The organism is Exiguobacterium aurantiacum DSM 6208 (genome assembly GCF_000702585.1).
In the GTDB taxonomy this organism is placed as follows: domain Bacteria; phylum Bacillota; class Bacilli; order Exiguobacteriales; family Exiguobacteriaceae; genus Exiguobacterium; species Exiguobacterium aurantiacum.
In genome coordinates, this window is record NZ_JNIQ01000001.1 from 2,661,576 (window position 1) to 2,684,522 (window position 22,947).

Below are 22,947 nucleotides of genomic sequence, written 5' to 3' on the forward strand. Positions count from 1 at the left end.
GGGAATGTATTGTCGAGTCACAATCGTCGAGAATGGGTTGCTTTCGGCTTTGTCGTAGCGTTTTTAGGGGTTGCGACGATGCGAAAACTCGCTCGTGGAACGGCAAACGATGCCGCATCGAAGCAGCATCGGGCGTCTACAATCACTACGTTGAAAGAACAATTCAAAAAAGTTGCGTCTGACACATCGCACGTCGCACAGGCAGGCAAGCTGCAAGGGAAAGAATTGGCGGATCAAGTGAAAGCCGAAGTCGAACGCTATCAACAAGACATTCAGCCTTCTATCGAGCGGATCCAAGGAAACCTTAACGAGCTTTCGAACGTACAGTCAGATATGACCGAAACGAAAGCGAAACAGACTGACTGATTTGTCTGTCGTCATCGTCCGTCGTTTTAGTCACTTTGTATCCGGAAAGGATGGATCGAGATGGATCACGAAAAAGAGTTCACTGGCCCCGAGGCCATGCTGTATAGCCATAAAATCATTCAACTCAGCAAAGCATTGTGGAAGACGGTCGAGAAAGACTGGCAGAATTGGATCAAACCGTTCGATTTGAACATAAACGAGCACCATATTTTATGGATTGCCCACGCGTTAGGCGGTGCCTCGATTTCTGAGATCGCGAAATACGGCGTCATGCACGTATCGACGGCGTTCAACTTCTCAAAGAAGCTTGAAGACCGCGGTTTGCTCACGTTCTCTAAAAAAGAGACGGACAAACGTAATACGTACGTCCAGTTGACGCCTGAAGGCGAGGCGCTCCTGCTTGAGACGATTCACGCCTTCGACCCGGAAGAGAACGGTGTTTTCCGTGCCTCGCTCCCGCTTCAAGAGTTATACGGGAAATATCCTGACTTGACCGACATCACCGCGATCGTCCGCCGTCTCTATGGCGACAACTTCATGGATATCTTCGCTGAGACGTCGAAAATGATCACCGAAGAAGCCGGACGCCGTCCGGAAGAAGACGAGGTCACGAAAGAAGCTTGACCTGCTGATAAAGCGGCTCCGTCACATCAAGCTCGATTTGTTGCTTGACACACGCGGCTAAAATTTTCTCAGGATCAAGCGCCGGATGTAACATACCGACGAAACTGACGAGCAGTGGCTCTACGGACGAGAGACCGTACCGCCCTTGCTCGTTTTGTTGTTGCCGGATTTCCTCCAATAACGTGTGGAAGGCTTCCACATCCTCTTTCGTCAAATTCGCCCGGATGATTTCATATTCAAACGGACGATCCGACCAGTCGACCGATTTCATCAACAGCTCCATCTGGTATGACAATTGTTTGACTTTCTCTTCTAACGACACGTTTCCCACCCCATCATTTCACATTCTCTTTCATCATTATACGATACGTTTGTGTGCTATGATACGGTACAGGTAACAGAACAGCTGTCATGATTAGGAAAATGTGATATAGTCGGACATAAGAAACTTATAGATTTTTAGGGGTGGAATATATGTCAAACGGAATGACGAATGAACCAAAAAAACAAGATAAGAAATTTTCAACGGGCGCCCTCGTCGGCGCATCTGCTCTCGCACTCGTAATCGGTGCAGGCGGTACGTACGCAGCGACGAACGGCGGCGGCGCATCAGATGACTCAACTGTCGTCTCATTCGAAGGCGGCGAGATCACACGCGGTGAAATCGCGAATATGAGTTACGACCGCATGGTCCCGCAACTCGCGTTCCAAGAAACGATGAACGAGCTCCTTGAGAAAGAATACGGCGACAAAGTCGAACAAGATAAAGTCGACGAAGAGTACAGCAAAACTGAAGAGCAGTTCAACTCGAAAGAAGAGTTCGAGCAAGCGATTCAACAAGCCGGCATGACAGGCACAGACGAGTTTAAAGAAGCCCTTCGCGGCCAAATGCTCGTCGATGCAGCGAAATCTGAACTTGTCGATGTGACAGATGAAGAGATCGAAGCGCAATTCGCGAAAGAAAACGTTGAAGTCCAAGCGAGCCATATCCTCGTCGAGACAGAAGAAGAAGCACAAGACATCATCAAGCAATTGAACGACGGAGCGGACTTCGCTGAACTCGCTAAAGAGAAGTCGACAGATACCGGTTCAGGCGCACAAGGCGGCGATCTCGGCTACTTCTCAGCCGGCGCGATGGTCCCTGAGTTCGAAGAGTATTCGTTCCGTGAAGACGTCGTCGGTGAGATTTCTGAACCTGTTCAATCGCAGTTCGGTTACCACATCATCAAAGTCGTCGACCGGAAAGAGAAAGATCTCAAACTCGAAGACGAGAAAGATCGCATCCGTGAAGAACTCGCAGCCGAGAAAGCTGCATCGGTTGACGCGAACAAGATCTATGCCGAGTTGATCGAGAAGTATAACGTCGACGTGAAAGATGCGAAAGCATCACAACAGTTTGATGCAGTCAAGGAAGCTGTGAAAGCATCAGAAGAAGCACCAGCTGAAGAATCAACTGAACAATAAGCCAAAAACGGTCGCTCTCACAACGAGAGCGACCGTTTTTTCATAGGTTCGGTTTATAGAAAGCACGGTTGTCGAGCGCCATGACCCGTTCGGTGAACGTCCCCGGCTCGACGCCTTCGAACGCCTTGTCGAACATGTTCATCCGCGCATCGATGTTGTCGATGAAGAATAACATTTCCGCTTCCGGCAGTTGCGGTGCGTTCGCCGATCCCCACTCCGGCTTGCCGTGGTGGCTGAGGACGAGATGTTGCAACAATGTCACGACTTCACGGTCGGTGCCGAGTTCTCGCGCGATGACTTCAATTTCAGATGCCATCAATGACAAGTGTCCGAGCAGCTTTCCTTCGAGCGTGTATTCCGGTGTGATTGCGTCCGACAGCTCGATGACTTTCGCCAAGTCGTGTAAGACGACCCCTGAGACGAGCAGGTCCCGGTTCAACTGCGGATACAAGTCACACATCGTCTCGGCGAGCTTCAACATCGACATGACGTGGAACGCGAGACCCGAATAGACGGCGTGATGGTGGCGCACGGCAGCCGGGTACGTGAAGTACGCCTCTTCGTTGCGTTCGACGATTGCCTCGACGAGCTGTCGCATCCCATCATGACGAATCGACTCGATGTATGACCGGATCGTCGTCTCGAGTTCTGATTTCGCGACGGGTGCCGACCGGACGTACGGTGCGATATCCGTCTCACCCTCGATGATGGAAATTTGCTTCAGCTTCAATTGCGTCCGTCCGCGATAGTCCATCACTTCACCCGAAGCGTGAACAATCTTTTTCATCGCATATTTCTCCGTATCGGCACTGTCCCACAGCTTCGTCTCGATCTCCCCGCTCTCGTCACATAAAATGAGCGTTAAGTACGGTTTGCCGTTGCCGGCCAGTCCCCGGTAAGATTGTTTGATCATCACATATTGGTCTAACGTATCGCCCACTTTGAGCTGTCCGATTTTTGTCGCCAATGTTAGCACCTCTCTCTAATTCAGTACCTCCATCTTAACGAAACTTCTCGTGAGATGCCAACTTTCTTCTCAATTCGGGAATAGTTGAAAGAGAATCGAATTGGAGGAATAGAACATGAAGTGGAACTGGTACACACGGCCCGAGGAATCCGTGCACATCGACAATCGTTACGAGGAAGCGTACACGTATTGGCTCGATCAATTGACGACAGCGAACGTCACGAAAATCATCGTCGGCGAGAACTATATGTATGGCTCGCTCACCCTCGACTATGAACAGCTCGAACGTGAACCACAAAAGGTCGGACATTACTTTGTTGGGCCTGATTTCCTCTGGACGATCGGGTTTGGCGACTTGTTTTGTGAAGTCGTGAAGGCGAAACGTTACGAGACGCCGCTTGAGGCGTTTTATGAGTTGCTCGCTGAAAAGATGGACTACTATTTCCACGGCATCGACGAATACGAGGAACGGCTCATGATCGCACAGCGCGAGATGAGCGGGCAAGTACCGCCCGAGTTCATGAACGAGATCTTCGGGCTCCGCAGCGAGATCGAACGCTGGTCGGATACGGTCGTCCCGTATCGGGAACTTCTTCAGGCCGGTCGTGAGGCGTTCCTCGACTTGGACTTGAAGCAGATGAAGCCGTATCGACTCGCGACGTATCGAGTCGAACGACTGCTCGGATCGATTGAACACTATCAAGACGATGTCATCGCGATGACCGACCTCGCCGCGACGCTGTCAAACTTTCGCGGGAACGAGATCATGAAGGCGCTCACCGTCTTCACGGCGCTCACGACGCCTGTCGTCGCGTTCGGTGCCATCTGGGGAATGAACTTCAAAGAGATGCCCGAGCTCGACTGGCCGCTCGGGTACGTTTTCGCCTGGGCAATGATTCTCGTCTTCACCGTCGTCATTCAAGTATGGTTGAAACGGAAAAATTGGATCGGCTCGCTCTTGCAGTTCCCGACCCAAGTGAACACAAAGCAAGCCATTAGAAGACAAAAAGATAAAACAACGAACAAAAGTTCGGTATAATAGACGTATCCTATTTAATATAGAAAGGGGATATCCATGGATCGTCTCATCATCCACGTCGATATGGATGCGTTTTATGCATCTGTCGAACAGCGAGACCGTCCCCATTTAAGGGACAAGCCGGTCATCGTCGGCGGTGCGCCTCATAGTCGTGGCGTCGTCGCGACGTGTTCCTACGAGGCGCGAAAATACGGGGTTCATAGCGCCATGTCCTCGCGGCGTGCGTTCGCCCTTTGTCCGCAGGCGACGTTCGTCAAACCCCGTTTCCAGGCGTACCGTCAAGTGAGCGAGCAAGTGATGCGGATCTTCAAGTCCGTGACACCGCTCGTCGAACCGTTGTCGCTCGACGAAGCGTACTTGGACGTCACTGAGAACACACTCATGAGCACGTCCGGCACGTATGTGGCCCGCTATATTCTCGGGGAGATCAAACGCCAGACGGGACTCACCGCCTCGGCCGGCGTCGCCCCCTCAAAGTTCGTCGCTAAAATCGCTTCCGGTTTTGACAAGCCGAACGGGCTGACCGTCGTCACGGCGCCCGAAGTTGAAACGTTCCTTGCCCCGCTGTCGATCACCGCGATGCACGGCGTCGGAAAAGTGACAGCACAAATCTTATTCAAGCACGGCTTCGAGACGATCGCCGACCTGCAACGGGCAGACAGCGCGCAACTGAAAGCCATCTTCGGCCATGATCGCGGCATCCAACTGTATGAACTCGCCCACGGGCGCGACAGCAGACCGGTCGTCCCGACGCGTGAGCGGAAGTCGATCGGGTCTGAGACGACGTTCGCCTTCGACCTCGACGACCCGGAAGAAGTGTATGAGCGCGTCGTCCCGGAGATCGAGGACGTCTTGCGCCAGCTTGACCGTCGCGAGCTCAGTTGCCAGACGGTGACGATCAAAATCAAGACGAGCGAGTTTCAGGCACGCAGTCATCAGATCAAGTTGAACCACCCGACACACGACCATGATGAGATCAAGCGGCTCGCCCGTCGTCTGTTTGACGAGATGGGCATCAATGAACCGGTACGCTTGATCGGGATGACCGTCTCCGATTTGATTCCCCGCACCGAGTCGACGCGACAGCTCACATTCGAAGAGTTGACGACACCTCCCCTTGAAGAATGAATAGCCATTCAGTACAATGAAGACAAAGGGGGCAATGGAGATGGCACAGTATACGATCACCGCGTTCGAAAACGACGGCACCATCGTCTTGAATGAGACGCTCGAAGCGACGGACGACCACGAGGCGAAAGAGAAAGGGCTCTTACGGTTGCGAGAGGCGAACCATGAAGGGAAAGGGGCGCGCATCGTCCGGCACGGCCAAATGATATATTTCGAGCGCTGCAAGCTTCCTGGGAAGCTAAAAGGTACCGCATCGTGACATGAAGCGCCCTGGGCTCAACGAGCACCCGGGCGCTTTTCCATGATTAAAATGGGAACGTGATCAATATCGTAAGAATGGCGATAACGGCCGTCACGACTTGAAGCGGCAGGCCGACTTTGACAAAGTCTATGAACCGATAGCCCCCGATGCCGAACACCATCGCGTTCGTCGGCGAACCGAACGGGGTCATAAAGGCGAGCGACGCCGCGATAGCGACGGCGACGACGAGTGGTACCGGACTGACCTCGAGCGCCGTTGCGAGTGACAACGCCAGAGGTGCGAACAAGACGGCCGTCGCGGTGTTCGAGATGATCTGACTGAGGATCATCGTCGCCCCGAACACCGCGATGAGCACCCAAATCGGTCCAGACCGCCCGAACGACTCGCTGATCCACGTGACGAGCCACGCCATCACTCCCGCATTCTCGAGCGCTTTGCCGACCGGGATCATCGCCGCGATCAATAAGAGCGACGACCATTGAATCGATTGATAGGCGACGTCCATATGACGGACCGCACCGGTGAGCACCATCGCCAGCGCCGCCATCCAGACGGCGACGGTCGGGTCGACCCATTCGAAAACGAGCAGCGCGACCATTCCGGCCATGATGATACCGGCGGCGAGCTGATGCCGCTCCGATACGGCTCGGTTCGCCACGTCGGCCACCCGCTCATTCGCGAGCAGCAAGTGCGTCTCGTCTCCGACTTTCTCCAAGTCCCCCCACTCTCCTTGGGCGACGAGCATATCTCCTTGCTCGAGGCGAACGTCTTTCAATTTCGTCATCGCGATCTCCTCGTTCGGACGAATCACGCGCAAGACGTTCAAACCGTATCGATTGCGGAGACGGCTCTCTTTCAAACAGCGCCCGATGAGCGGGCTGTCAGCCGGTATCGTAAAGATGACGACCCCCGCCTCTTTCCCGTAGACGTCTCTCGGTGAGACGTGCTCATAACGCAACCCTTCTTGTCGCGCGATGCGATGGACGTCTTCTTCGGCCCCACTGACGAGCAGACGTCCCTCATGGAGCACCGTGTCCGCCCGCGCGGCGTGAAGGCGGTGGACCAACCCTTTTCTCCGTTCTCCGAGCACTGTCAGCCCGTGGCGGGACCATAACGTCTCGCGCAGCTCACGACCGATGAGCGGATGCCCTTTCCGGACATGGAACGCATATACGCTCAGCGGCGGCATCATCGGATGAGGTGCGACCGATTCCGGTACGTCACCAACATCCAACAACCGATTTCCTATCACGTAAAAGTAAAGCAAACCGACCGCGGCTGCGACGAGACCGATCGGCAAGAGCGAGAAGAAGCCTAACGTCTCGCCCCCGGCACTCCGGAGCGCCTCTGCGGCGACAAGGTTCGGCGGGGTTCCGATAATCGTCATCGTGCCGCCTATACTCGAGAAAAATGCGAGCGGCATGAGCAATTTCGCCGGACTCGTCCCCATCTGGCGCGACATGGCGAGAACGACCGGGATCAAGAGCGCGACCGTCCCCGTGTTCGACATGAGGCTCGACAGTACCGTCACTGTGACCATGAGGACGAAGAATAGACGCACCTCGCTCCCTTTCGCATACGGGATGAGCGCGGCTCCAAGACGCTCGGCGAGACCGGTATGAAACAGACCCGCGCCGACGATGAACAATCCGGCAATCATGAGGACGACCGTATTCGAAAAACCAGCCATCGCCTCGACCGGCGTCAGTTGGTTTGTCAAGACGAGGAACAATAAACCGATGAGCGCGACGAGATCGGCCCGGAGCCAGCCCCCGATGAAAAACAGAATCATAACGGCAAGAATCGCCAAGGTGACCATGACGTCCACCCTCTCTTGTGAAATATCGTACAAAGGTATTATACCACTTATTATGTAAGCGTTATCATATTGAGTTTGACAAGTTCATCAACAAAAAAAACGGATGGCCGTGGCCATCCGTGATCACACATTATTGAACTTCGTTTTCGTTCACCATCGGAGCGTACAGCTCTTCGAGTGGTTTCATAATGATTTTCGTCACTTCTGTGACAAGTTGGTGCATCCGTTGCTCTTCTTGCATGAGCTCCATGATCAACTCGTTCTGTTGAACGTTCATCATTTTTGTTTGGGCGTCCATCATCTCTTGTTCTGAGATCTCTTCGCCTTGCATTTGCTTCTGTTGAAGCGTCATTTGGATTTCACGGAAGTCAGCGAACAACTGGTTCGCTTCTGCATCCGCATTGACACGGTCGTATAGTGAAGAGAGGTTTGTGAACTCTTCAGAATCGCGAAGTGCTTTCTCCAATTGGTAAGCATGATCGTACAAGTTTGTTTGTGACATGTGACGTCCTCCTAAAAGCTATTAGGGCGTGCCATTCAGATGATGGCGATCAACCCTTGAATCAATCCAATCATACCACCTAATAGCGCCCCAAGCCATGTTATTGCCCGGAACTCACGTTTTGAGATCGATAAGACGATCTCTTCGAGGTACGACGTGTCGAGGGATCGAACTTGTTCTTGGACGATTTGGTCGATTTTCAATCGGTCCATGATCGTCTCCATCTCGTCCGTGAATCGGATGATGACGAGCGTCACACCTTTCGGGACAAGTTCTTCGACGACTTGCTTCTCCACATCTCGCGTATACGAGTAAACGGTCCGGTCGAGCAGACTCGCGACCGGCAAACGTGTGACGATTTCGGTGACGACACCGTCGATGAGTCGCGCTTCTAAACGATCGTCGAGGAACGTGGCGACCGGCCGTTCGCTGAACCGCTCGAACTCGCGTGTGATCATCGTCGCCATACCGGTCCGGGTCGAGCTGCCGCGCAGAATGTTAATGATCTCCGGGCGAATCATCTCGACAAAATTGACGTTTTGAATGAAGCCAGCGATAAAGCCGAGCCGGCGCTGAACGAACGAATCGACCATATGACGGAGTTGTTCCTCTCCTTCGGTCGAATAAAAGTATTCTTCGGACTTGATGAGCATCGTATCGACGATCTCCGGGACGATGGCGCGGACGCGGTCCATCCCTTCTTCCCCGAGCAGCTCATACAGCTTTCGCGACTTGACGTCTTGGAGCACGTGTCCGAGCTCCTCTCGCAACTTCGCATCCGCTGCCGTCAAGACACGTGTCTCGACGTCTGGATAGAGCGGTTCGATGAGCATTCGAACGGTCTTTTCCGAGCGAAGCATCGTTCGTACTTCCCCTTGTACGAAATGGGTGATGTGGCTGCTGACTTGCTCGTCTAGCAGGCGCTTGCGCATCCCTTCCGGTGTCAGCAAATGCTTCACGACGGTTTTCCCGAGGCTCGTCGCCAATTCGTCGCGCCGCTTCGGGATGAGCCCAGGTGTGAAGGGCACGCGTAGCTTGCCGATATACTTCGGCTCGTGCGGCCGGAACAACATTTTGATGGCGAAGAAGTTCGTCACTCCCCCGATTGTCGCCCCGATGGCGATCATGATGAATATTTTTAGTAGACTATCCAAACTGTCTGCCTCCGATCTGAAATATGATACATTGTTGAAGAGGTGATTGTGTTGACTACGTTTGAACGTATTAAATCGATTTTCCCGACCGTTGTCCATCGGTCGGAGGACGCATCCGGTGAATATGCCTGGTACCAAGCCCATGATGGGACGGTGTTCGGCCTCCCTAAAATGGAACTGACCGAGCGCGAGCGACGGCTCATCTCGTTGTGGGCGACCCCGTTCGTCACATCGCTCGATTCGGTCCAAGCGTTGTGGCATGGGCGATTGTTCGATGACTCGTTCCGGATCGAGCGTCCGTTCCGGCTGTCGTCGCTCGCCCTTCATCACCAAGAGCCTGAAGCGCTCGAGACGTTCGTCGACGTGCTCCGTGACTTCATGCCGTCTGCGATCATCATCGTCATGACAGAGCGTCACATCGAAATACTCGAGACGGAAGCGCTCGTCGAGATGGCAGAATTCGAAGACGTCCTGCGCGCCATCGCTGGTGACTTTTATGTCGAAGCGAGCGTCGTCTATAGCGAGCGACCGCTCGGCACGCTAGCCACGCTTTACGCGGAACATCAAGTGTTGCTTCCGCTCGCGAAACGCTCTATTAAAGCTTACCCTGCTAGTCAATTATTATACCATTATTTGTTACAAGACCATGAGTCTTTTGCCGCCCGGCTCCGCCTGACCGAGGCGACGTATACAGCACTCGATGCGACGGCGCGGGAATTGCTCGAGGCGCTGTTCACTCATACGCTGAACGTCTCCCATACCGCCAAGGCACTCTTCATGCATCGGAACACGCTCAACTATCGGCTCGACCGACTCTACGAGGCGACCGGTTATGACGCGCGCCAGTTCCATGATGCGAGTCTGCTCCAACTGATTGTCACGTTGCACAAATCTGAGTAATCGTTTTTGTGCAACGTGTCCATATTCAATGCAAGCGGTTTCATCGTATAATCGTTCTTGTAAGCGCTATTATACAAGAGCACATTCTCAGGAGGCTAACGACATGGCAGAAATTCAATTGAATCACATTGATAAAATATACGACGGTGGGGACTCGAAGGCAGTCAGCGACTTTAACTTGCACATTAAAGACCGCGAGTTCATCGTCTTCGTCGGACCGTCTGGTTGCGGGAAGTCGACGACACTCCGTATGATCGCAGGTCTCGAAGAAATCTCGAGCGGTGACTTCATCATCGACGGCAAGCGTATGAACGACGTCGCACCGAAAGACCGCGACATCGCGATGGTCTTCCAAAACTACGCCCTCTACCCGCACATGAGCGTGTATGACAACATGGCGTTCGGTTTGAAGCTTCGCAAATTCCCGAAAGATGAAATCGATCGCCGCGTCCAAGACGCAGCCCGCATCCTCGGACTTGAAGAGTACCTTCAACGTAAACCGAAAGCACTCTCAGGTGGTCAGCGCCAACGTGTCGCCATCGGCCGTGCCATCGTCCGTGACGCAAAAGTATTCTTGATGGATGAGCCGCTCTCAAACTTGGATGCCAAGCTTCGCGTACAGATGCGTAAAGAAATCATCCAGCTGCACAACCGTCTCGACACGACGACGATTTACGTTACCCATGACCAAACGGAAGCGATGACACTCGCGACTCGTATCGTCATCATGAAAGACGGGATCATCCAACAAGTCGGTTCGCCGAAAGAAGTGTACGACAACCCGGACAACATCTTCGTTGCCGGCTTCATCGGATCACCTTCGATGAACTTCTTCCGCGGTACACTCGCAGACGGCAAGTTCATCGTCAGCGGCGAAGAGATCAACGTGCCTGAAGGGAAGATGAAAGGTCTTCGCGACCGCGGTTACATCGGTAAAGAACTCATCCTCGGAATTCGTCCAGAATCAATCCATGATGAGCCGATCTATATCGATTCGCCGACGACACATACGTTCCAAACGCATATCGATGTCGCTGAACTCATGGGCGCCGAGTCGTACTTGTATGCCGAACTCGGTGGACACCAGTTCACGGCTCGTATCGACGGACGTTCGAACATCCATATGGGCGATGACGTCACACTTGCGCTCGATATGACAAAAGCGCACTTCTTCGATTCTGAAACAGAGCTCGTCATCCGTTAAAACTAATCTAAAAAAGAAGTGAACCGCTAATGTGGTTTCACTTCTTTTTTATTTCATACTGTTGAAAATATATTTACTTTGACTGAATCGCTCCTTTATATTTTTCAAAAGGAATCTGTATGTGAATAGAAAGGAAACGTGTGATGAGTTTTTTAAAAGATCGAGATGTTATGTTAGTCACAATGCACCAAAAAGAAAAAGTTATAAAGCCCCTTCTTGAAGAACAGCTAGGATGCCGCTTACATGTAAATCAATTTGATACCGACCAGTTCGGAACATTTACTAGAGAGATAGGTCGGCAAGACTCACAACTCGAAACAGCACGAAAAAAAGCAAATATGGTCATACAGCTGTCAAACCTACATGTTGGAATAGCCAGTGAAGGTACATTCGGATTTCATCCTCTTGCCCCTATTCCATGGAACACTGAATTGGTGTTACTAAAAGATTATGAGCGAAATATTGAATTACAAGGTTATTACGAAGGAATCGATACAAATTTTAATCATACCGTCGTTCAAAACTATTCTTCCGCGCTTCAGTTCGTGAATGAAGTTGGGTTTCCAGACCATCACGTAATCCTCCGACCAGATGATGAACACTCTTCCGTTATATTAAAAAATATTGCGGATGAATCATCGCTGCAGGAAGCTTTTACGTATTGCTTAAACAAATCGACGAATCGACAAGTTTTTATAGAGACGGACATGCGGGCATACGCCAATCCAACCCGCATGAAAAATATTGAGATGGCGACAAGAAAACTAATTGAACAAGCAAATTCATTATGCCCAAAATGTGAAACACCGGGTTTCCGTGTCGTACGAAAAGTACCTGGGCGATTATGCGAGCAGTGTCATTCTCCTACTAAACAAATTGTGCGACACATCCACGCCTGCTCTACTTGTCACTATCAACTAACAGAATATCTTGATCCTGACGTATACGCCTCCCCGGCATACTGTGATTTTTGCAATCCATAATACAAAAAAGCAGTCATATCTCTCAACCGTAAGATGAGAAGTGACTGCTTTTTGTGCTTAACGAACCGCATAGCGACGTTCGAGACGATGCTGTCCCGCTTGAATGAGCGTCGACAAAATCCAATAAATCGTTGCCGAGAACAACAGGAGCGGCATGACGAGATACGTCGTCGCGGCGATTTGGTCCGAGACGTATGTCAATTCTTGAACCGCGATGACCGAACCGAGCGATGTCGATTTGATGATGTCGATCACCGAGTTCGAGACAGGTGGAATCGCACGCGACAAGGCTTGTGGGAAGATGATGTCTTTGAATCGTTTCCCACGCGGAATGCCGAGGGCGACACTCGCCTCGACTTGCCCTTTGTCGACCGAATGGATGGCGGCACGGAACGCTTCCGAGATATACGCCGCGAAGTGGAGGCCGAGTCCATAGATGAGCGCCTGCATGCCGCTCAACTGGACGAAGCCCGTCAACCCGACGTAAAGAATGAGCAATTGTAACAAGAGCGGGGTCCCGCGGAAGAACGAGATGTACAACCGCGTGAACCACCGGACAGGTTTGATGGGACTACTATGAAGCAACGCAATGATCAGACCGAGTACCAATGCAAGCAGAATCGATAGCACACTGGCGATCAACGTCAATTGCACGGCTTCAAGATAGACCGAACGGTTATCGATGACGGTCGTGATCAGTTCATTCATTGACTGATGTCCTCACCGAAGTACTTCTCTCCGATTTCCTCCATCGTGCCGTCTTCTTTCATTTCAGCGAGCGCTTCGTTCAAGCCTTCGAGCACGTCTGAGTCTTGACGAGCCATAAAGCCGGCTTGACTCTGGTTGAAGACGTCACCGACTGCTTTCACGTCGTAGCCCGTCTTCTCAAGCTCTGTCAAGATGAAGAGACGGTCGTTCAAGGCTGCGTCGAGGCGACCGACTTGAAGGTCTTGGAGCACTTGGTTCGCACCTTTGTAGAACTTCACTTCAGCGCCGGCTTCTTCAGCCATCTGTGCGTACACAGATCCTTGCGTCGAGCCGACGACTTTTCCGTCGAGGTCGTCGATGCCTTGGATGTCTTCGTTGTCTGATCCGACGATGACTTGGGCGCCTGAGATCGCATACGGGTCAGAGAACGCGTACTTCTCTTGACGCTCTGGCGTGATGCTCATTTGGTTGGCAATCAAGTCGATGCGTTCCGCGTCGAGTGCCGGGACGAGTCCTTTAAAGTCCATCGCTTCAAATTCGAGCGTGTAACCGGCACGTTCTGCCGCTTCGTTCAACACGTCGATGTCGTACCCTGTGAGTTCACCTTTATCTTTGTACGTGAACGGTGGGTATGTCGCTTCTGTCCCGACCGTGATGACCGTCTCTTCCGAACCGCTGTTCGTCTCTGAGCCGCAAGCTGCGAGCACCCCGAATGATGCGCCGATTGCGAGTACAGCCGTTAATGATTTTTTCATATAAATTCCGCCTTCCTGATAATCCATATTCGATTACATGGTTTTAAACAATATACTCATCATACTGACGGGGGCATACGTTGTCAAACAAAAACCACCACCCTCGTCAGGGCAGTGGTCATCCATCAATCGATCGCTTTCGCTTGCTTCATCACATCGCGTTCAATCGCTTCACGTTTTGCGGTCGTCTTCTCGGCACTATCCGCGTGAACGCTGAAATAGAACTTGATTTTCGGTTCGGTCCCAGATGGGCGGAGGCAGAACCATGAGCCATCCTCAAAGATGAATTTGAGCACGTTCGAAGACGGCAAGTCGATCGCCTCCGACTCGTTTTGGCGAAGATCGGTCGCGACTTGTTTCTTATAGTCTTCGAAACGGACGACTTCGTAACCACCGACTTCTTGCGGCGGGTTCGCTCGGAACGCTTCCATCATCCGGCCGATTTGCTCAAGTCCAGCTTTCCCTTTGAGCGTCATCGACTGGAGCGACTCCTCATAGAAGCCATACTTCTCATAGACGGCTTGGAGCGCGTCGTAAAGGGTGCGTCCGTGCTGTTTATGGAAGGCTGCCATCTCCGCTCCAAGAAGACACGCCTGAACGGCATCTTTATCGCGACAGAAATCACCGATCAAATAACCGTAGCTCTCTTCGTAACCGAACAAGAACTCGTATTCTCCTGACTCCTCGTACTGCTTGATTTTCTCCCCGATAAATTTGAAGCCGGTGAGCGTGTTCTCAAGATGGACACCGTACGCCTTCGCGATGGCCGCCCCGAGTTCAGACGTGACGATCGTCTTGGCGACAAACCCATTCGTCGGGAGCGTACCGGTCTCCACTTTTTGTGACAAAATGTAGTCCATGAGGAGCGCACCCGTCTGGTTGCCCGTTAAGACGAACCATTCGCCATTCCGATCACGGACCGTGAAGCCGACGCGGTCGGCATCCGGGTCCGTCGCCATTAAAAGATCAGCCTCGACGCGGTCACCGTATTGCATGGCGAGCTCGAACGCGGCCCGTTCTTCCGGGTTCGGGTAACTGACCGTTGGGAACGCGCCGTCTGGCTCGGCTTGTTCTTCAACGATTGTCACGTGCTCGAAGCCATACGCCTTGAGCCCTTCCATGACGGGACGACGGCCGGTGCCGTGGAGTGGTGAAAAGACGATTTTGAGCGGATCTCCTTGGACGTCGTGATGGATGCGAATCGACTGTAACGCGTCCATATAGGCCGCGTCGACGGATGAATCGACCGTCACGAGCGTGCCGTCTGAACGAAGGCTCGCCTCTTCTTTCACTTCAATCAACAGTTCGTCTTCAATCGCATTGACGTATGAGACGAGTTCGTCGGCTTCTGCCGGCGGCAACTGTCCGCCGTCCGCACCGTATACTTTGAAACCATTGTATTCTGGAGGATTGTGGCTCGCCGTAATGACGATCCCACCAAAGGCGTTCAAGTGACGCACCGCGAACGATAGCTCTGGCGTCGCTCGGAGGCTCGGGAACAAGTACGTCTTAATCCCGTTCGAAGCGAGCGTCCGTGCCGCCTCGAGCGCGAACTCTGGTGAGAAGTGACGGGAGTCGTGCGCGATGACGACACCGTGACGTTTCGCCTCTTCGCCAGAAGCGGCGATGAAATCGGCGAACCCTTTTGAAGCTTTCCGAATCGTATAGATGTTCATCCGATTGGCCCCAGGCCCGATTTCGCCGCGCATTCCGCCCGTCCCGAATTCGAGCGTCTTATAGAAGGCGTCTTCGAGTGACGTATCATCTTTCGCCATCTCCTCGAGCTCGACCCGAAGATGCGGCTCGAGCGCCTCGTGTTGTTTCCACCGTTCATACGTTTGTTGCCATGCCATGGTTAGTTCCCCTTTCGACATTTAAAATTCAATCGAAGTACTCGCCAATTTGTTCCATCTTGTATAGGATGGAAGTAACGAAACTTCGAGGTGATTCTATGTTCCCAACTATGCGTGCCCAAGAATTGAAACAGATCGTCCATACGGATTCGATTCGCTTTATCGATTGCCGCTATTCCCTGAACGACGCTTCCTACGGGAAGTACGTGTATCGTCAAGGCCATCTCCCGAACGCGGTCTTTCTCGATTTGATGGAAGACTTGTCTGGTCCCGTTGAAGAGCACGGCGGCCGCCACCCGCTTCCTTCGAAAGAAGCATGGACGGCGACGCTCCGTCGCATCGGGATTCAAGAAGACGATTTGATTATCATTTACGACGACGGGTTCCCATACGCCGCGCGCGCCTGGTGGCTCTTCAAATGGGCTGGACATGAGCGCGTCGTTGTGCTCGAAGGCGGGATTCAAGCCGGTATCACATACTGCGGCGAGACGACGACAGAGATCCCGAACTATCCGGCGTCTGACTACGTCCCTCAATTCCAAGACGAGATGATTGCCACGATCGAAGACGTGAAGGCTGCACGTACGGCAGAGCTGTATGACTCCCGCACGGCCGACCGTTTCGACGGCAGCCACGAACCGATTGACCACAAGGCAGGACATATTCCGAACGCTCTCCTCTGTTCATATGCTGACGCCGTCACGGATCTCGGCACGTTGCAAGACTTTCATGATTTGAAAGAGCTTTACGTTGACGTGCTCGATGTCCCGAACCCAATCTTTTACTGCGGGAGCGGGGTCACCGCCTGTGTCAACATCTTAGCGTTACACGCCCTCGGCAAAGATGATGTCCGTCTTTACCCCGGCTCTTATTCTGACTGGATCTCTTATCCAGAAAACGAGGTCCACCCATAACGGGTGGATCTCGTTTTTTATTTCACGCTCGTCGGTTTGATGTTCCAAACCGCGTTCGCGTATTCCGTGATGGTCCGGTCGCTCGAGAAGATTCCCGATTTGGCCGTGTTGACGATTGAACTCTCGGCCCAACGCGCCTTATCGGCGAACACTTCCCCGGCCCGACGCTGTGCCTGCATATAGGAGGCGAAGTCTTTCAAGACGAGGAAATCGTCGTTGTAGACGAGCAGCGAATCAAAGATCGCCTGGAATTGATACTCACCGACCTTATCGAACGTTCCGTTGACGAGACCGTCGACGACATCACGTATTTCTTGGTTCGCATGATAGATGTCCGCCGCATGATAACCGCCGAACTTCTTGTAGTTCATGACTTCTTGCGGCGTCAAGCCGAAGATGAAGATATGGTCATCTCCGACCGCATCTCGAATCTCGATGTTCGCCCCATCGAGCGTCCCGATCGTGAGCGCACCGTTCATCATGAACTTCATGTTGCCGGTCCCTGACGCTTCGTAGCTCGCCGTCGAGATTTGCTCGCTCACATCAGAGCCTGGGAAGATTCGTTCTGCCATGGAGACGCGATAGTTCTCAAGGAAGACGATCTTAATGAACTGGCTCGCCCGTTTATCGTGATTGATCATCGTCGCGAGAGCGTTGATGTAACGGATGACTTCTTTCGCATAGTAGTATCCAGGTGCCGCTTTCGCACCGAAGATGAACGTCCGCGGTACCATCGTGAACGTCGGGTCCGCTTTGATTTTTTGATAGAGGGCATGAATGTGAAGCGCATTCATAAGCTGACGCTTGTAGGCGTGCAGCCGTTTCACTTGAACGTCAAAAATCGAGTTCGGATCGACGGTGATGCCCGTCTCGTCTTGAATGTATGACGCCAAATCGAGTTTGTTCTGTTGCTTCACGTCCATGACCTGTTCTTGGAAGCTCGCGTCTTTCGAGAAGCCCATCAACTTCTCTAAGTCGTTCGGATGTTCAATCCACGATGGGCCGACCGCGTCCGTGATCAAGTTCGAGAGGCGCGGGTTGGACTTGAGTAACCAACGACGGTGCGTGATCCCGTTCGTCTTGTTGTTGAAGCGAAGCGGGAACATCTCGTACAAATGACGCATCTCGCGTTGCTTCAATATATCGGTATGGATTTGGGCGACACCGTTCGTCGAGTGTGAACCGACGACAGCCAAGTTCGCCATATTGATGTGCGCGTTCGAGACGATGGCGATATCCCCCATATGCGGCTCGAGGTGCGGGTAGTTGACGAGCACGTCGCGACAGAAACGGCGGTTGATTTCTTCAATGATCTGATAGATGCGCGGCAATAACCGTTCATACATCTCGACCGGCCACTTCTCAAGCGCTTCGGCGAGAAGTGTATGGTTCGTGAACGACATGACACTTTTCGTCACACGCCATGCTTCTTCCCATCCATAGCCGTGCTCATCCATCAAGATGCGCATTAATTCTGGAATCGCGACGACCGGGTGCGTGTCGTTGATGTGGACGGCGTAATGGTCACCTAGATGTTTAAGCGATTTGTTATGACGGAGATATGAGGCAATCATCGATTGGATGCCCGCCGACACGAAGAAGTATTGTTGTTTCAGGCGCAGCACTTTTCCTTCGTACGTCGTGTCATCCGGATAAAGGAATTCAGAAATCGTCGCAATCGACTGCTTATATTTGAGCAAGTCTTTGTATGACCCTTTCGTCCGTTCCATATACTCCTCATCGTCGTAAGGCGATTCGGCGTTCCATAGACGGAGCGTGTTGACGACATCATTTTTGTAACCGATGACCGGCATATCGTACGGGACGGCCCGGACGACTTCGTCCGGATGATGGACGACACGCAGACGGTCGCCGATTTGTCTCATTTCAATCCAGCCGCCGAAGTTGACGTCGATCGCACGATCGGCACGGCGCGTCTCCCACATATTGCCGTCTCGAAGCCAATTGTCCGGGAGTTCGACTTGATAGCCGTCGACGATCTTTTGTTTGAAGAGGCCATAGCGGTAACGAATCCCGTTCCCATGCCCTGGCAAGCTGAGTGCGGCGAGCGAGTCAAGGAAGCAAGCGGCCAATCGACCGAGGCCCCCGTTCCCAAGGCCCGGTTCCGGCTCGAACTCGGTGATTTCCGTGAAATCAAATCCGAGCTCCTCGAGCCCTTCTTGGACGACTTCTAACACATCCATGCTGAGCAAGTTGTTGTATAAAAAACGCCCCAACAAAAACTCAAGCGAGAAATAGATGACTTGCTTACTTTGCTTCTCTTCTTGCTTGTCGCGCGTGTTAATCCACTTCGGGATTGCCTGCTCACGCACTATCGTAGCCAACGTCTGATACACTTCCTGCTCGGTCCCTTCCTTGAACGATTTCCCGTTTAAGGCGACGAATCGGTCTTTGAACAAAGTGACGAAGCTCTGTTTGTCTGTGAACATATGTGTGTAAAACTCCTTCCAGTCATGCGAATAAGTGATAGAGCTCACGGTATTGCTTCGCGGATTGTTTCCAGCTGAAGTCCGCCGTCATTGCTTGATGGACAAGTGCATTCCACGTGTTGCGTTCATAGAAGACACGAATCGATTTTTCAATCGTGGCGAGCATTTCATGAGCGTTGTAGTTCAAGAACCCAAAACCGGTCCCTTCCTGCGTATATTCGTTGAACGGCTTCACCGTGTCACGAAGTCCTCCCGTCTCACGGACGATCGGGAGCGTCCCGTAACGCATCGAGATCAATTGGCTGAGGCCGCACGGCTCAAAGCGTGACGGCATGAGGAATGCGTCCGAACCGGCGTAAATCAAGTGAGCGAGTTCGATGTCAAAGCCGATATACGAACCGACCTTGCCAGGATGCGACGCCGTCATGTGATGGACGATACCCTCATACTCGGGTTGACCCGATCCGAGGAAGACGAACTGACAGTCCAAGTTACCGAGCTCCTCACTCACCGCTTCAATCAAATCAAGCCCTTTTTGTTCGACGAGACGGCTGACGAATCCGATCAACATGACATCGTCACGCACTTCCAAACCGAACCGTTCCTGCAGCATACGCTTGTTGGCCAACTTTCCTTCTTTGACCGTGTCCAAGTTATACGTCTTCGCGATTCGTTTGTCCGTACTCGGATCGTTCGTCGCCAAGTCGAGACCGTTCAAAATTCCCCGGACGTCGACGGCTCGGTGACGAAGCGCCGCATCAAGCCCTTCTCCGTAATACGGCTCCATGATTTCATCACGATATGACGGACTGACCGTCGTGATTTGATCGGAATGGACGATGCCCGCTTTCATATAGTTGACGAGACCGTTATGTTGAATCCCTTCCGCCGTGAAGTGTTCGGGTCCGAACTGCAACAGCTCTCCGAGGACAGCTTCCGGGAAGATTCCTTGATACTGCAAGTTATGGATTGTGAAGACAGTACGGATCCGTTGATACGCCTCGATATGTTGATAGTGGATCCGCAAGAACGCCGGGACGACGCCGGTCTGCCAATCGTGACAATGCAACACGTCCGGGACCTCTTCGACTTTGCCGATCATCTCAAGGACGGCACGTGAGAAGAACGCGAACCGTTCGGCATCATCGTAGTGCCCGTAGAGCACGCCTTCACGCTTAAAGTAATATTCGTTGTCGATAAAGTAGTAGGTGATGCCGTCCCGTTCGAGCTTAAGGACCGCACCGAACTGTTTGCGCCATCCGACAGGGACGATCAAATCAAACATATATTCCATCTCGTCGACGTACTCCTGTGCAATCGAACCATACTTCGGCATGACGACACTGACGTCCTCACCAAGGCTAGACACCGCTTGAGGGAGCGAGCCGATGACATCGGCAAGCCCCCCCGTCTTCATGAACGGTGCCGCTTCTGAAGCGACATACCATATTTTCATAATATCCTCCTTCACACCGTTGTCCGTTTTCCGATGACGATCGGCTCATCGACCGTCCCGCGAATGACCTGTCCGCGTTTCACGACCACTTCTTTGTCTAAAATGGCGTTCTCGACGACAGCGCCCTCTTCAATGATGGACTTGGATAAAATGATTGAATTTTTAATGCGGGCGTGCTCACTGACGACGACCCCGCGGAAGAGAATACTGTTCTGGACTTCTCCGCTAATTTTACATCCGTTCGCGACGAGCGCTTCATTCACTTTCGACCCTTTCAAATAGCGGGTCGGCGGTTCATGCTTGATCTTCGTGTAAATGTGCGGGAAGTCATAGATGATGCCTTCCTGACGAAGTAGGCGCATACTTTCATTGTAGTATGAAAGGACGGAATGAATCACTTGCATTTTCCCAGTATAGTGATAACCGTGAACGTGGAGACGATGGAGTTGGGGACGAATGACGCCATCCAACAAGTCGTATTCCCCTCTAGCCGTCGCTTCATTGACAAGGCGGAGGAACAAGTTTTTCGACATGATGATCGTCTCCGTGTATGCGTACTCGTCGGCCGGGCTGAAGCCGCGTTCCGAGATGCCGACGACGCGGTCGTTCTCGCCGAGACGAATCGGACGGCAGTAGCCGCATTTTTGCTCGTGACCGGTATACGCGAGCGTGATGTCCGCACCCATCTCTTTATGATGGTCGAGCATGTCTTGGAAATCGATCGTCGTCAAGACGTTCGATCCTGTGATGACGACGTACGGTTGCTTGCTGCGCACAAAATGCTCGCGGTGTATCGAGAAGTTGGCCAAATCACCCAAGTAAGCTTCGCCGTCTGGTTTCAGCGCCGGTGGGAAGATGTGGAGGCCGCCTTGTGAACGGTCGAGGTCCCACTCTTTCCCAGATCCGAGGTGGTCCATTAACGAGCGATACTTATCGAGCGTGTATATCCCGACTTGGTTGATCCCTTGTGTGATCATGTTCGTCAAAGTAAAGTCAATGAGTCGATAACGTCCTGAGAACGGCACGGCCGCTAAATTGCGATGTCCCGTAAACTCTGGAAACAGTCCTTCTTCGGTCCCTAAGTTGATGACCCCTAACAAATCATTCGTCAACAGTAACGCCTCCTTGCGTCGGTCTTTTTTTAGTTCAAGCACGTTGTTTGAATACTGTGCCGCTCTGGATATTTTCATGTGGTTCAATGACAACGATCTCACCACCCGGCTCGCCGATTGTTGCCCCGTCCTCGATGACGGCACAGCTTGCGACGATGGCACGATGAATCGTTACATCTTTGCCGATGCGTGCTCCCGGCATAATGACAGAGTCTTTAACGAGCGACCCTTCGCCGACACGGACGTCGTAGAACAAGACGGAGTGTTGGACTTCTCCTTCGATTTGACAACCTTCGTTAACGACCGACTGTTCGACACAGGCGTCTTTTCCGATGAACTGCGGCGTCTGGTTCGGGTTGACCGAATACATCTTCCAGTTCGGGTCGTACAAATCGAACGGCGGATCTTCTTCGAGCAGGTCCATGTTCGCTTCCCAAAGTGATTGAATCGTACCGACATCTTTCCAGTAGCCCTTGAACTTGTAGGCGAAGACGTTTAAACCGTCGAGGAGCGTATTCGGAATGATGTTCTTCCCGAAGTCAAAGCTTGACGTCTCATCTTCTGCATCTTGGATCAAGTGCTCCCGCAGCACTTTCCAGTTGAAGATGTAGATGCCCATCGAAGCCAAGTTGCTTTTCGGCTTTTCCGGTTTCTCATCGAACTCATTGATGCGAAGATCGTCACTCGTGTTCAAAATCCCGAAGCGTGGCGCTTCGTCCCATGGTACTTCCATAACCGAGATTGTGACGTCCGCATTTTTCTCTTTGTGGAAATCAAGCATCTTCTCGTAGTCCATCTTATAAATATGATCACCCGACAAAATCAAGACGTACTCCGGATTGTAATCATTGATGTAGCTCAAGTTCCGGTAAATCGCGTTCGCCGTACCTTCATACCAGTTCTTCCCCGATTGTGCCTGGTATGGGGGCAAGATGGCCAAGCCTCCGTTACGACGATCTAAATCCCAAGCCGAACCGATGCCGAGATAACGGTTCAATTCAAGCGGTTCATATTGTGTCAACACGCCGACTGTCGTAATTCCCGAATTCGTACAGTTCGATAAAGGGAAATCGATGATTCGGTACTTCCCTCCAAAGTGGACAGCCGGTTTCGCTGTCTTGCGCGTGAGGGGCCCGAGTCTCTTCCCTTCTCCGCCCGCGAGGAGCATCGCAACCATTTCTTGCTTCATAGTACAGCCTCCTAAATTCATAATATAAACCTCTATTACCCTTTTTCGCTGTTTCCTAATGTATTCCTGCCCAAATTATTATATGATAACGTTTACAT

Annotated in this window: 22 protein-coding genes; 10 read left to right on the forward strand and 12 right to left on the reverse strand. The window is 52.3% G+C overall.

Features of this window, described 5'->3' with window-relative positions:
• The first annotated feature begins 78 nt into the window (after positions 1 to 78).
• Both P398_RS0113980 and P398_RS0113985 read left to right on the forward strand, forming a co-directional pair.
• Positions 79 to 366: a hypothetical protein gene (locus tag P398_RS0113980; RefSeq protein ID WP_235263421.1), complete on the forward strand. Its 288-nt coding sequence runs from the start codon at positions 79 to 81 to the stop codon at positions 364 to 366.
• Between the two features lie 60 nt (positions 367 to 426).
• Positions 427 to 990 (forward strand): HTH-type transcriptional regulator Hpr, encoded by a 564-nt coding sequence (locus tag P398_RS0113985; RefSeq protein ID WP_024371791.1) that lies wholly within the window; start codon positions 427 to 429, stop codon positions 988 to 990.
• Here the strand turns inward: P398_RS0113985 and P398_RS0113990 are convergent.
• A complete protein-coding gene (locus P398_RS0113990; RefSeq protein WP_231557553.1) occupies positions 974 to 1,312 on the reverse strand; it encodes a DUF1878 family protein in 339 nt (112 codons plus the stop codon). The genes P398_RS0113985 and P398_RS0113990 overlap by 17 nt on opposite strands.
• Before the next feature lie 152 nt (positions 1,313 to 1,464).
• On the opposite strand from P398_RS0113990, the gene P398_RS16195 reads away from it, so the two are divergent.
• On the forward strand, positions 1,465 to 2,454 hold the full coding sequence (locus P398_RS16195; RefSeq protein WP_024371789.1) for a peptidylprolyl isomerase: 990 nt from the start codon (positions 1,465 to 1,467) through the stop codon (positions 2,452 to 2,454).
• 40 nt (positions 2,455 to 2,494) lie between these two features.
• On the opposite strand, the gene P398_RS0114000 is transcribed toward P398_RS16195, so the two are convergent.
• Positions 2,495 to 3,421, reverse strand: a complete 927-nt coding sequence (locus P398_RS0114000; RefSeq protein WP_029335825.1) for an HD domain-containing protein — start codon at positions 3,419 to 3,421, stop codon at positions 2,495 to 2,497.
• 115 nt (positions 3,422 to 3,536) lie between these two features.
• Here P398_RS0114000 and P398_RS0114005 point away from each other — a divergent pair, with 115 nt between their 5' ends.
• The 3 genes from P398_RS0114005 to P398_RS0114015 are packed head-to-tail and all read left to right on the forward strand — an operon-like array spanning position 3,537 to position 5,847.
• Positions 3,537 to 4,460 (forward strand): CorA family divalent cation transporter, encoded by a 924-nt coding sequence (locus P398_RS0114005; RefSeq protein WP_051638921.1) that lies wholly within the window; start codon positions 3,537 to 3,539, stop codon positions 4,458 to 4,460.
• A gap of 36 nt (positions 4,461 to 4,496) precedes the next feature.
• Positions 4,497 to 5,588 (forward strand): DNA polymerase IV, encoded by a 1,092-nt coding sequence (dinB, locus tag P398_RS0114010; protein ID WP_029335828.1) that lies wholly within the window; start codon positions 4,497 to 4,499, stop codon positions 5,586 to 5,588.
• 40 nt (positions 5,589 to 5,628) lie between these two features.
• On the forward strand, positions 5,629 to 5,847 hold the full coding sequence (locus P398_RS0114015; protein ID WP_029335830.1) for a YhzD family protein: 219 nt from the start codon (positions 5,629 to 5,631) through the stop codon (positions 5,845 to 5,847).
• A gap of 46 nt (positions 5,848 to 5,893) precedes the next feature.
• Here P398_RS0114015 and P398_RS0114020 read toward each other — a convergent pair whose 3' ends face one another.
• The 3 genes from P398_RS0114020 to P398_RS0114030 form a co-directional block, all read right to left on the reverse strand.
• Positions 5,894 to 7,642 carry an SLC13 family permease gene (locus P398_RS0114020; protein ID WP_235263428.1) on the reverse strand — a complete coding sequence of 583 codons (1,749 nt, stop codon included), beginning with the start codon at positions 7,640 to 7,642 and terminating at the stop codon, positions 5,894 to 5,896.
• Between the two features lie 157 nt (positions 7,643 to 7,799).
• Entirely contained in the window at positions 7,800 to 8,171 is a 372-nt protein-coding gene (locus tag P398_RS0114025; RefSeq protein ID WP_024371783.1) for a YlbF family regulator, read from the reverse strand.
• Between the two features lie 35 nt (positions 8,172 to 8,206).
• Positions 8,207 to 9,298, reverse strand: a complete 1,092-nt coding sequence (locus P398_RS0114030; RefSeq protein WP_051638964.1) for a DUF445 domain-containing protein — start codon at positions 9,296 to 9,298, stop codon at positions 8,207 to 8,209.
• A 75-nt stretch (positions 9,299 to 9,373) separates the two neighbouring features.
• On the opposite strand from P398_RS0114030, the gene P398_RS0114035 reads away from it, so the two are divergent.
• The 3 genes from P398_RS0114035 to P398_RS0114045 all read left to right on the forward strand — a co-directional run bounded on the left by P398_RS0114035 (position 9,374) and on the right by P398_RS0114045 (position 12,412).
• Positions 9,374 to 10,225, forward strand: coding sequence for a PucR family transcriptional regulator (locus P398_RS0114035; protein WP_029335834.1), 852 nt, complete (start codon positions 9,374 to 9,376; stop codon positions 10,223 to 10,225).
• Between the two features lie 103 nt (positions 10,226 to 10,328).
• Complete coding sequence (locus tag P398_RS0114040) at positions 10,329 to 11,429, forward strand: ABC transporter ATP-binding protein (RefSeq protein ID WP_024371780.1); 1,101 nt, start codon at positions 10,329 to 10,331, stop codon at positions 11,427 to 11,429.
• A 170-nt stretch (positions 11,430 to 11,599) separates the two neighbouring features.
• A complete protein-coding gene (locus tag P398_RS0114045; RefSeq protein WP_147287415.1) occupies positions 11,600 to 12,412 on the forward strand; it encodes a DUF6671 family protein in 813 nt (270 codons plus the stop codon).
• 57 nt (positions 12,413 to 12,469) lie between these two features.
• Here P398_RS0114045 and P398_RS0114050 read toward each other — a convergent pair whose 3' ends face one another.
• The 3 genes from P398_RS0114050 to P398_RS0114060 form a co-directional block, all read right to left on the reverse strand.
• A complete protein-coding gene (locus P398_RS0114050) occupies positions 12,470 to 13,120 on the reverse strand; it encodes an amino acid ABC transporter permease (protein ID WP_024372505.1) in 651 nt (216 codons plus the stop codon).
• On the reverse strand, positions 13,117 to 13,875 hold the full coding sequence (locus P398_RS0114055; protein ID WP_024372506.1) for a transporter substrate-binding domain-containing protein: 759 nt from the start codon (positions 13,873 to 13,875) through the stop codon (positions 13,117 to 13,119). Before P398_RS0114055 ends, P398_RS0114050 begins: the two co-directional genes overlap by 4 nt.
• Positions 13,876 to 14,000: 125 nt before the next feature.
• A complete protein-coding gene (locus tag P398_RS0114060) occupies positions 14,001 to 15,728 on the reverse strand; it encodes a phospho-sugar mutase (protein WP_029335837.1) in 1,728 nt (575 codons plus the stop codon).
• 110 nt (positions 15,729 to 15,838) lie between these two features.
• Here P398_RS0114060 and P398_RS0114065 point away from each other — a divergent pair, with 110 nt between their 5' ends.
• Positions 15,839 to 16,642, forward strand: a complete 804-nt coding sequence (locus P398_RS0114065) for a sulfurtransferase (protein WP_081648649.1) — start codon at positions 15,839 to 15,841, stop codon at positions 16,640 to 16,642.
• A gap of 17 nt (positions 16,643 to 16,659) precedes the next feature.
• Here the strand turns inward: P398_RS0114065 and P398_RS0114070 are convergent, their stop codons facing one another.
• Genes P398_RS0114070 through P398_RS0114085 form a run of 4 tightly spaced genes read right to left on the reverse strand, consistent with a single transcriptional unit; the run spans position 16,660 to position 22,849 of the window.
• Positions 16,660 to 19,092, reverse strand: coding sequence for a glycogen/starch/alpha-glucan phosphorylase (locus P398_RS0114070; RefSeq protein WP_024372509.1), 2,433 nt, complete (start codon positions 19,090 to 19,092; stop codon positions 16,660 to 16,662).
• A gap of 22 nt (positions 19,093 to 19,114) precedes the next feature.
• Entirely contained in the window at positions 19,115 to 20,548 is a 1,434-nt protein-coding gene (glgA, locus tag P398_RS0114075; protein ID WP_029335839.1) for a glycogen synthase GlgA, read from the reverse strand.
• 11 nt (positions 20,549 to 20,559) lie between these two features.
• Positions 20,560 to 21,738 carry a glucose-1-phosphate adenylyltransferase subunit GlgD gene (gene glgD, locus P398_RS0114080; protein ID WP_235263430.1) on the reverse strand — a complete coding sequence of 393 codons (1,179 nt, stop codon included), beginning with the start codon at positions 21,736 to 21,738 and terminating at the stop codon, positions 20,560 to 20,562.
• Positions 21,695 to 22,849 (reverse strand): glucose-1-phosphate adenylyltransferase, encoded by a 1,155-nt coding sequence (locus tag P398_RS0114085; RefSeq protein WP_029335842.1) that lies wholly within the window; start codon positions 22,847 to 22,849, stop codon positions 21,695 to 21,697. Before P398_RS0114085 ends, glgD begins: the two co-directional genes overlap by 44 nt.
• Positions 22,850 to 22,947 lie beyond the last annotated feature (98 nt).

What these genes read in the sequence shown, in the direction of transcription:
- P398_RS0114040 (WP_024371780.1), top strand. Translation starts at nt 10,329, where the DNA reads ATGGCAGAAATTCAATTGAATCACATTGATAAAATATACGACGGTGGG.
- P398_RS0113985 (WP_024371791.1), top strand. Translation starts at nt 427, where the DNA reads ATGGATCACGAAAAAGAGTTCACTGGCCCCGAGGCCATGCTGTATAGC.
- P398_RS0114015 (WP_029335830.1), top strand. Translation starts at nt 5,629, where the DNA reads ATGGCACAGTATACGATCACCGCGTTCGAAAACGACGGCACCATCGTC.
- P398_RS0114005 (WP_051638921.1), top strand. Translation starts at nt 3,537, where the DNA reads ATGAAGTGGAACTGGTACACACGGCCCGAGGAATCCGTGCACATCGAC.
- P398_RS0114070 (WP_024372509.1), bottom strand. Translation starts at nt 19,092, where the DNA reads ATGTTCACAGACAAACAGAGCTTCGTCACTTTGTTCAAAGACCGATTC.
- P398_RS0114045 (WP_147287415.1), top strand. Translation starts at nt 11,600, where the DNA reads ATGTTAGTCACAATGCACCAAAAAGAAAAAGTTATAAAGCCCCTTCTT.
- P398_RS0114055 (WP_024372506.1), bottom strand. Translation starts at nt 13,875, where the DNA reads ATGAAAAAATCATTAACGGCTGTACTCGCAATCGGCGCATCATTCGGG.
- P398_RS0114020 (WP_235263428.1), bottom strand. Translation starts at nt 7,642, where the DNA reads ATGATTCTGTTTTTCATCGGGGGCTGGCTCCGGGCCGATCTCGTCGCG.
- dinB (WP_029335828.1), top strand. Translation starts at nt 4,497, where the DNA reads ATGGATCGTCTCATCATCCACGTCGATATGGATGCGTTTTATGCATCT.
- glgA (WP_029335839.1), bottom strand. Translation starts at nt 20,548, where the DNA reads ATGAAAATATGGTATGTCGCTTCAGAAGCGGCACCGTTCATGAAGACG.
- P398_RS0114065 (WP_081648649.1), top strand. Translation starts at nt 15,839, where the DNA reads ATGCGTGCCCAAGAATTGAAACAGATCGTCCATACGGATTCGATTCGC.
- P398_RS0113980 (WP_235263421.1), top strand. Translation starts at nt 79, where the DNA reads ATGCGAAAACTCGCTCGTGGAACGGCAAACGATGCCGCATCGAAGCAG.
- P398_RS0114025 (WP_024371783.1), bottom strand. Translation starts at nt 8,171, where the DNA reads ATGTCACAAACAAACTTGTACGATCATGCTTACCAATTGGAGAAAGCA.
- P398_RS0114030 (WP_051638964.1), bottom strand. Translation starts at nt 9,298, where the DNA reads ATGATCGCCATCGGGGCGACAATCGGGGGAGTGACGAACTTCTTCGCC.
- P398_RS0114050 (WP_024372505.1), bottom strand. Translation starts at nt 13,120, where the DNA reads ATGAATGAACTGATCACGACCGTCATCGATAACCGTTCGGTCTATCTT.
- P398_RS0114085 (WP_029335842.1), bottom strand. Translation starts at nt 22,849, where the DNA reads ATGAAGCAAGAAATGGTTGCGATGCTCCTCGCGGGCGGAGAAGGGAAG.
- glgD (WP_235263430.1), bottom strand. Translation starts at nt 21,738, where the DNA reads ATGAAAATATCCAGAGCGGCACAGTATTCAAACAACGTGCTTGAACTA.
- P398_RS0114060 (WP_029335837.1), bottom strand. Translation starts at nt 15,728, where the DNA reads ATGGCATGGCAACAAACGTATGAACGGTGGAAACAACACGAGGCGCTC.
- P398_RS16195 (WP_024371789.1), top strand. Translation starts at nt 1,465, where the DNA reads ATGTCAAACGGAATGACGAATGAACCAAAAAAACAAGATAAGAAATTT.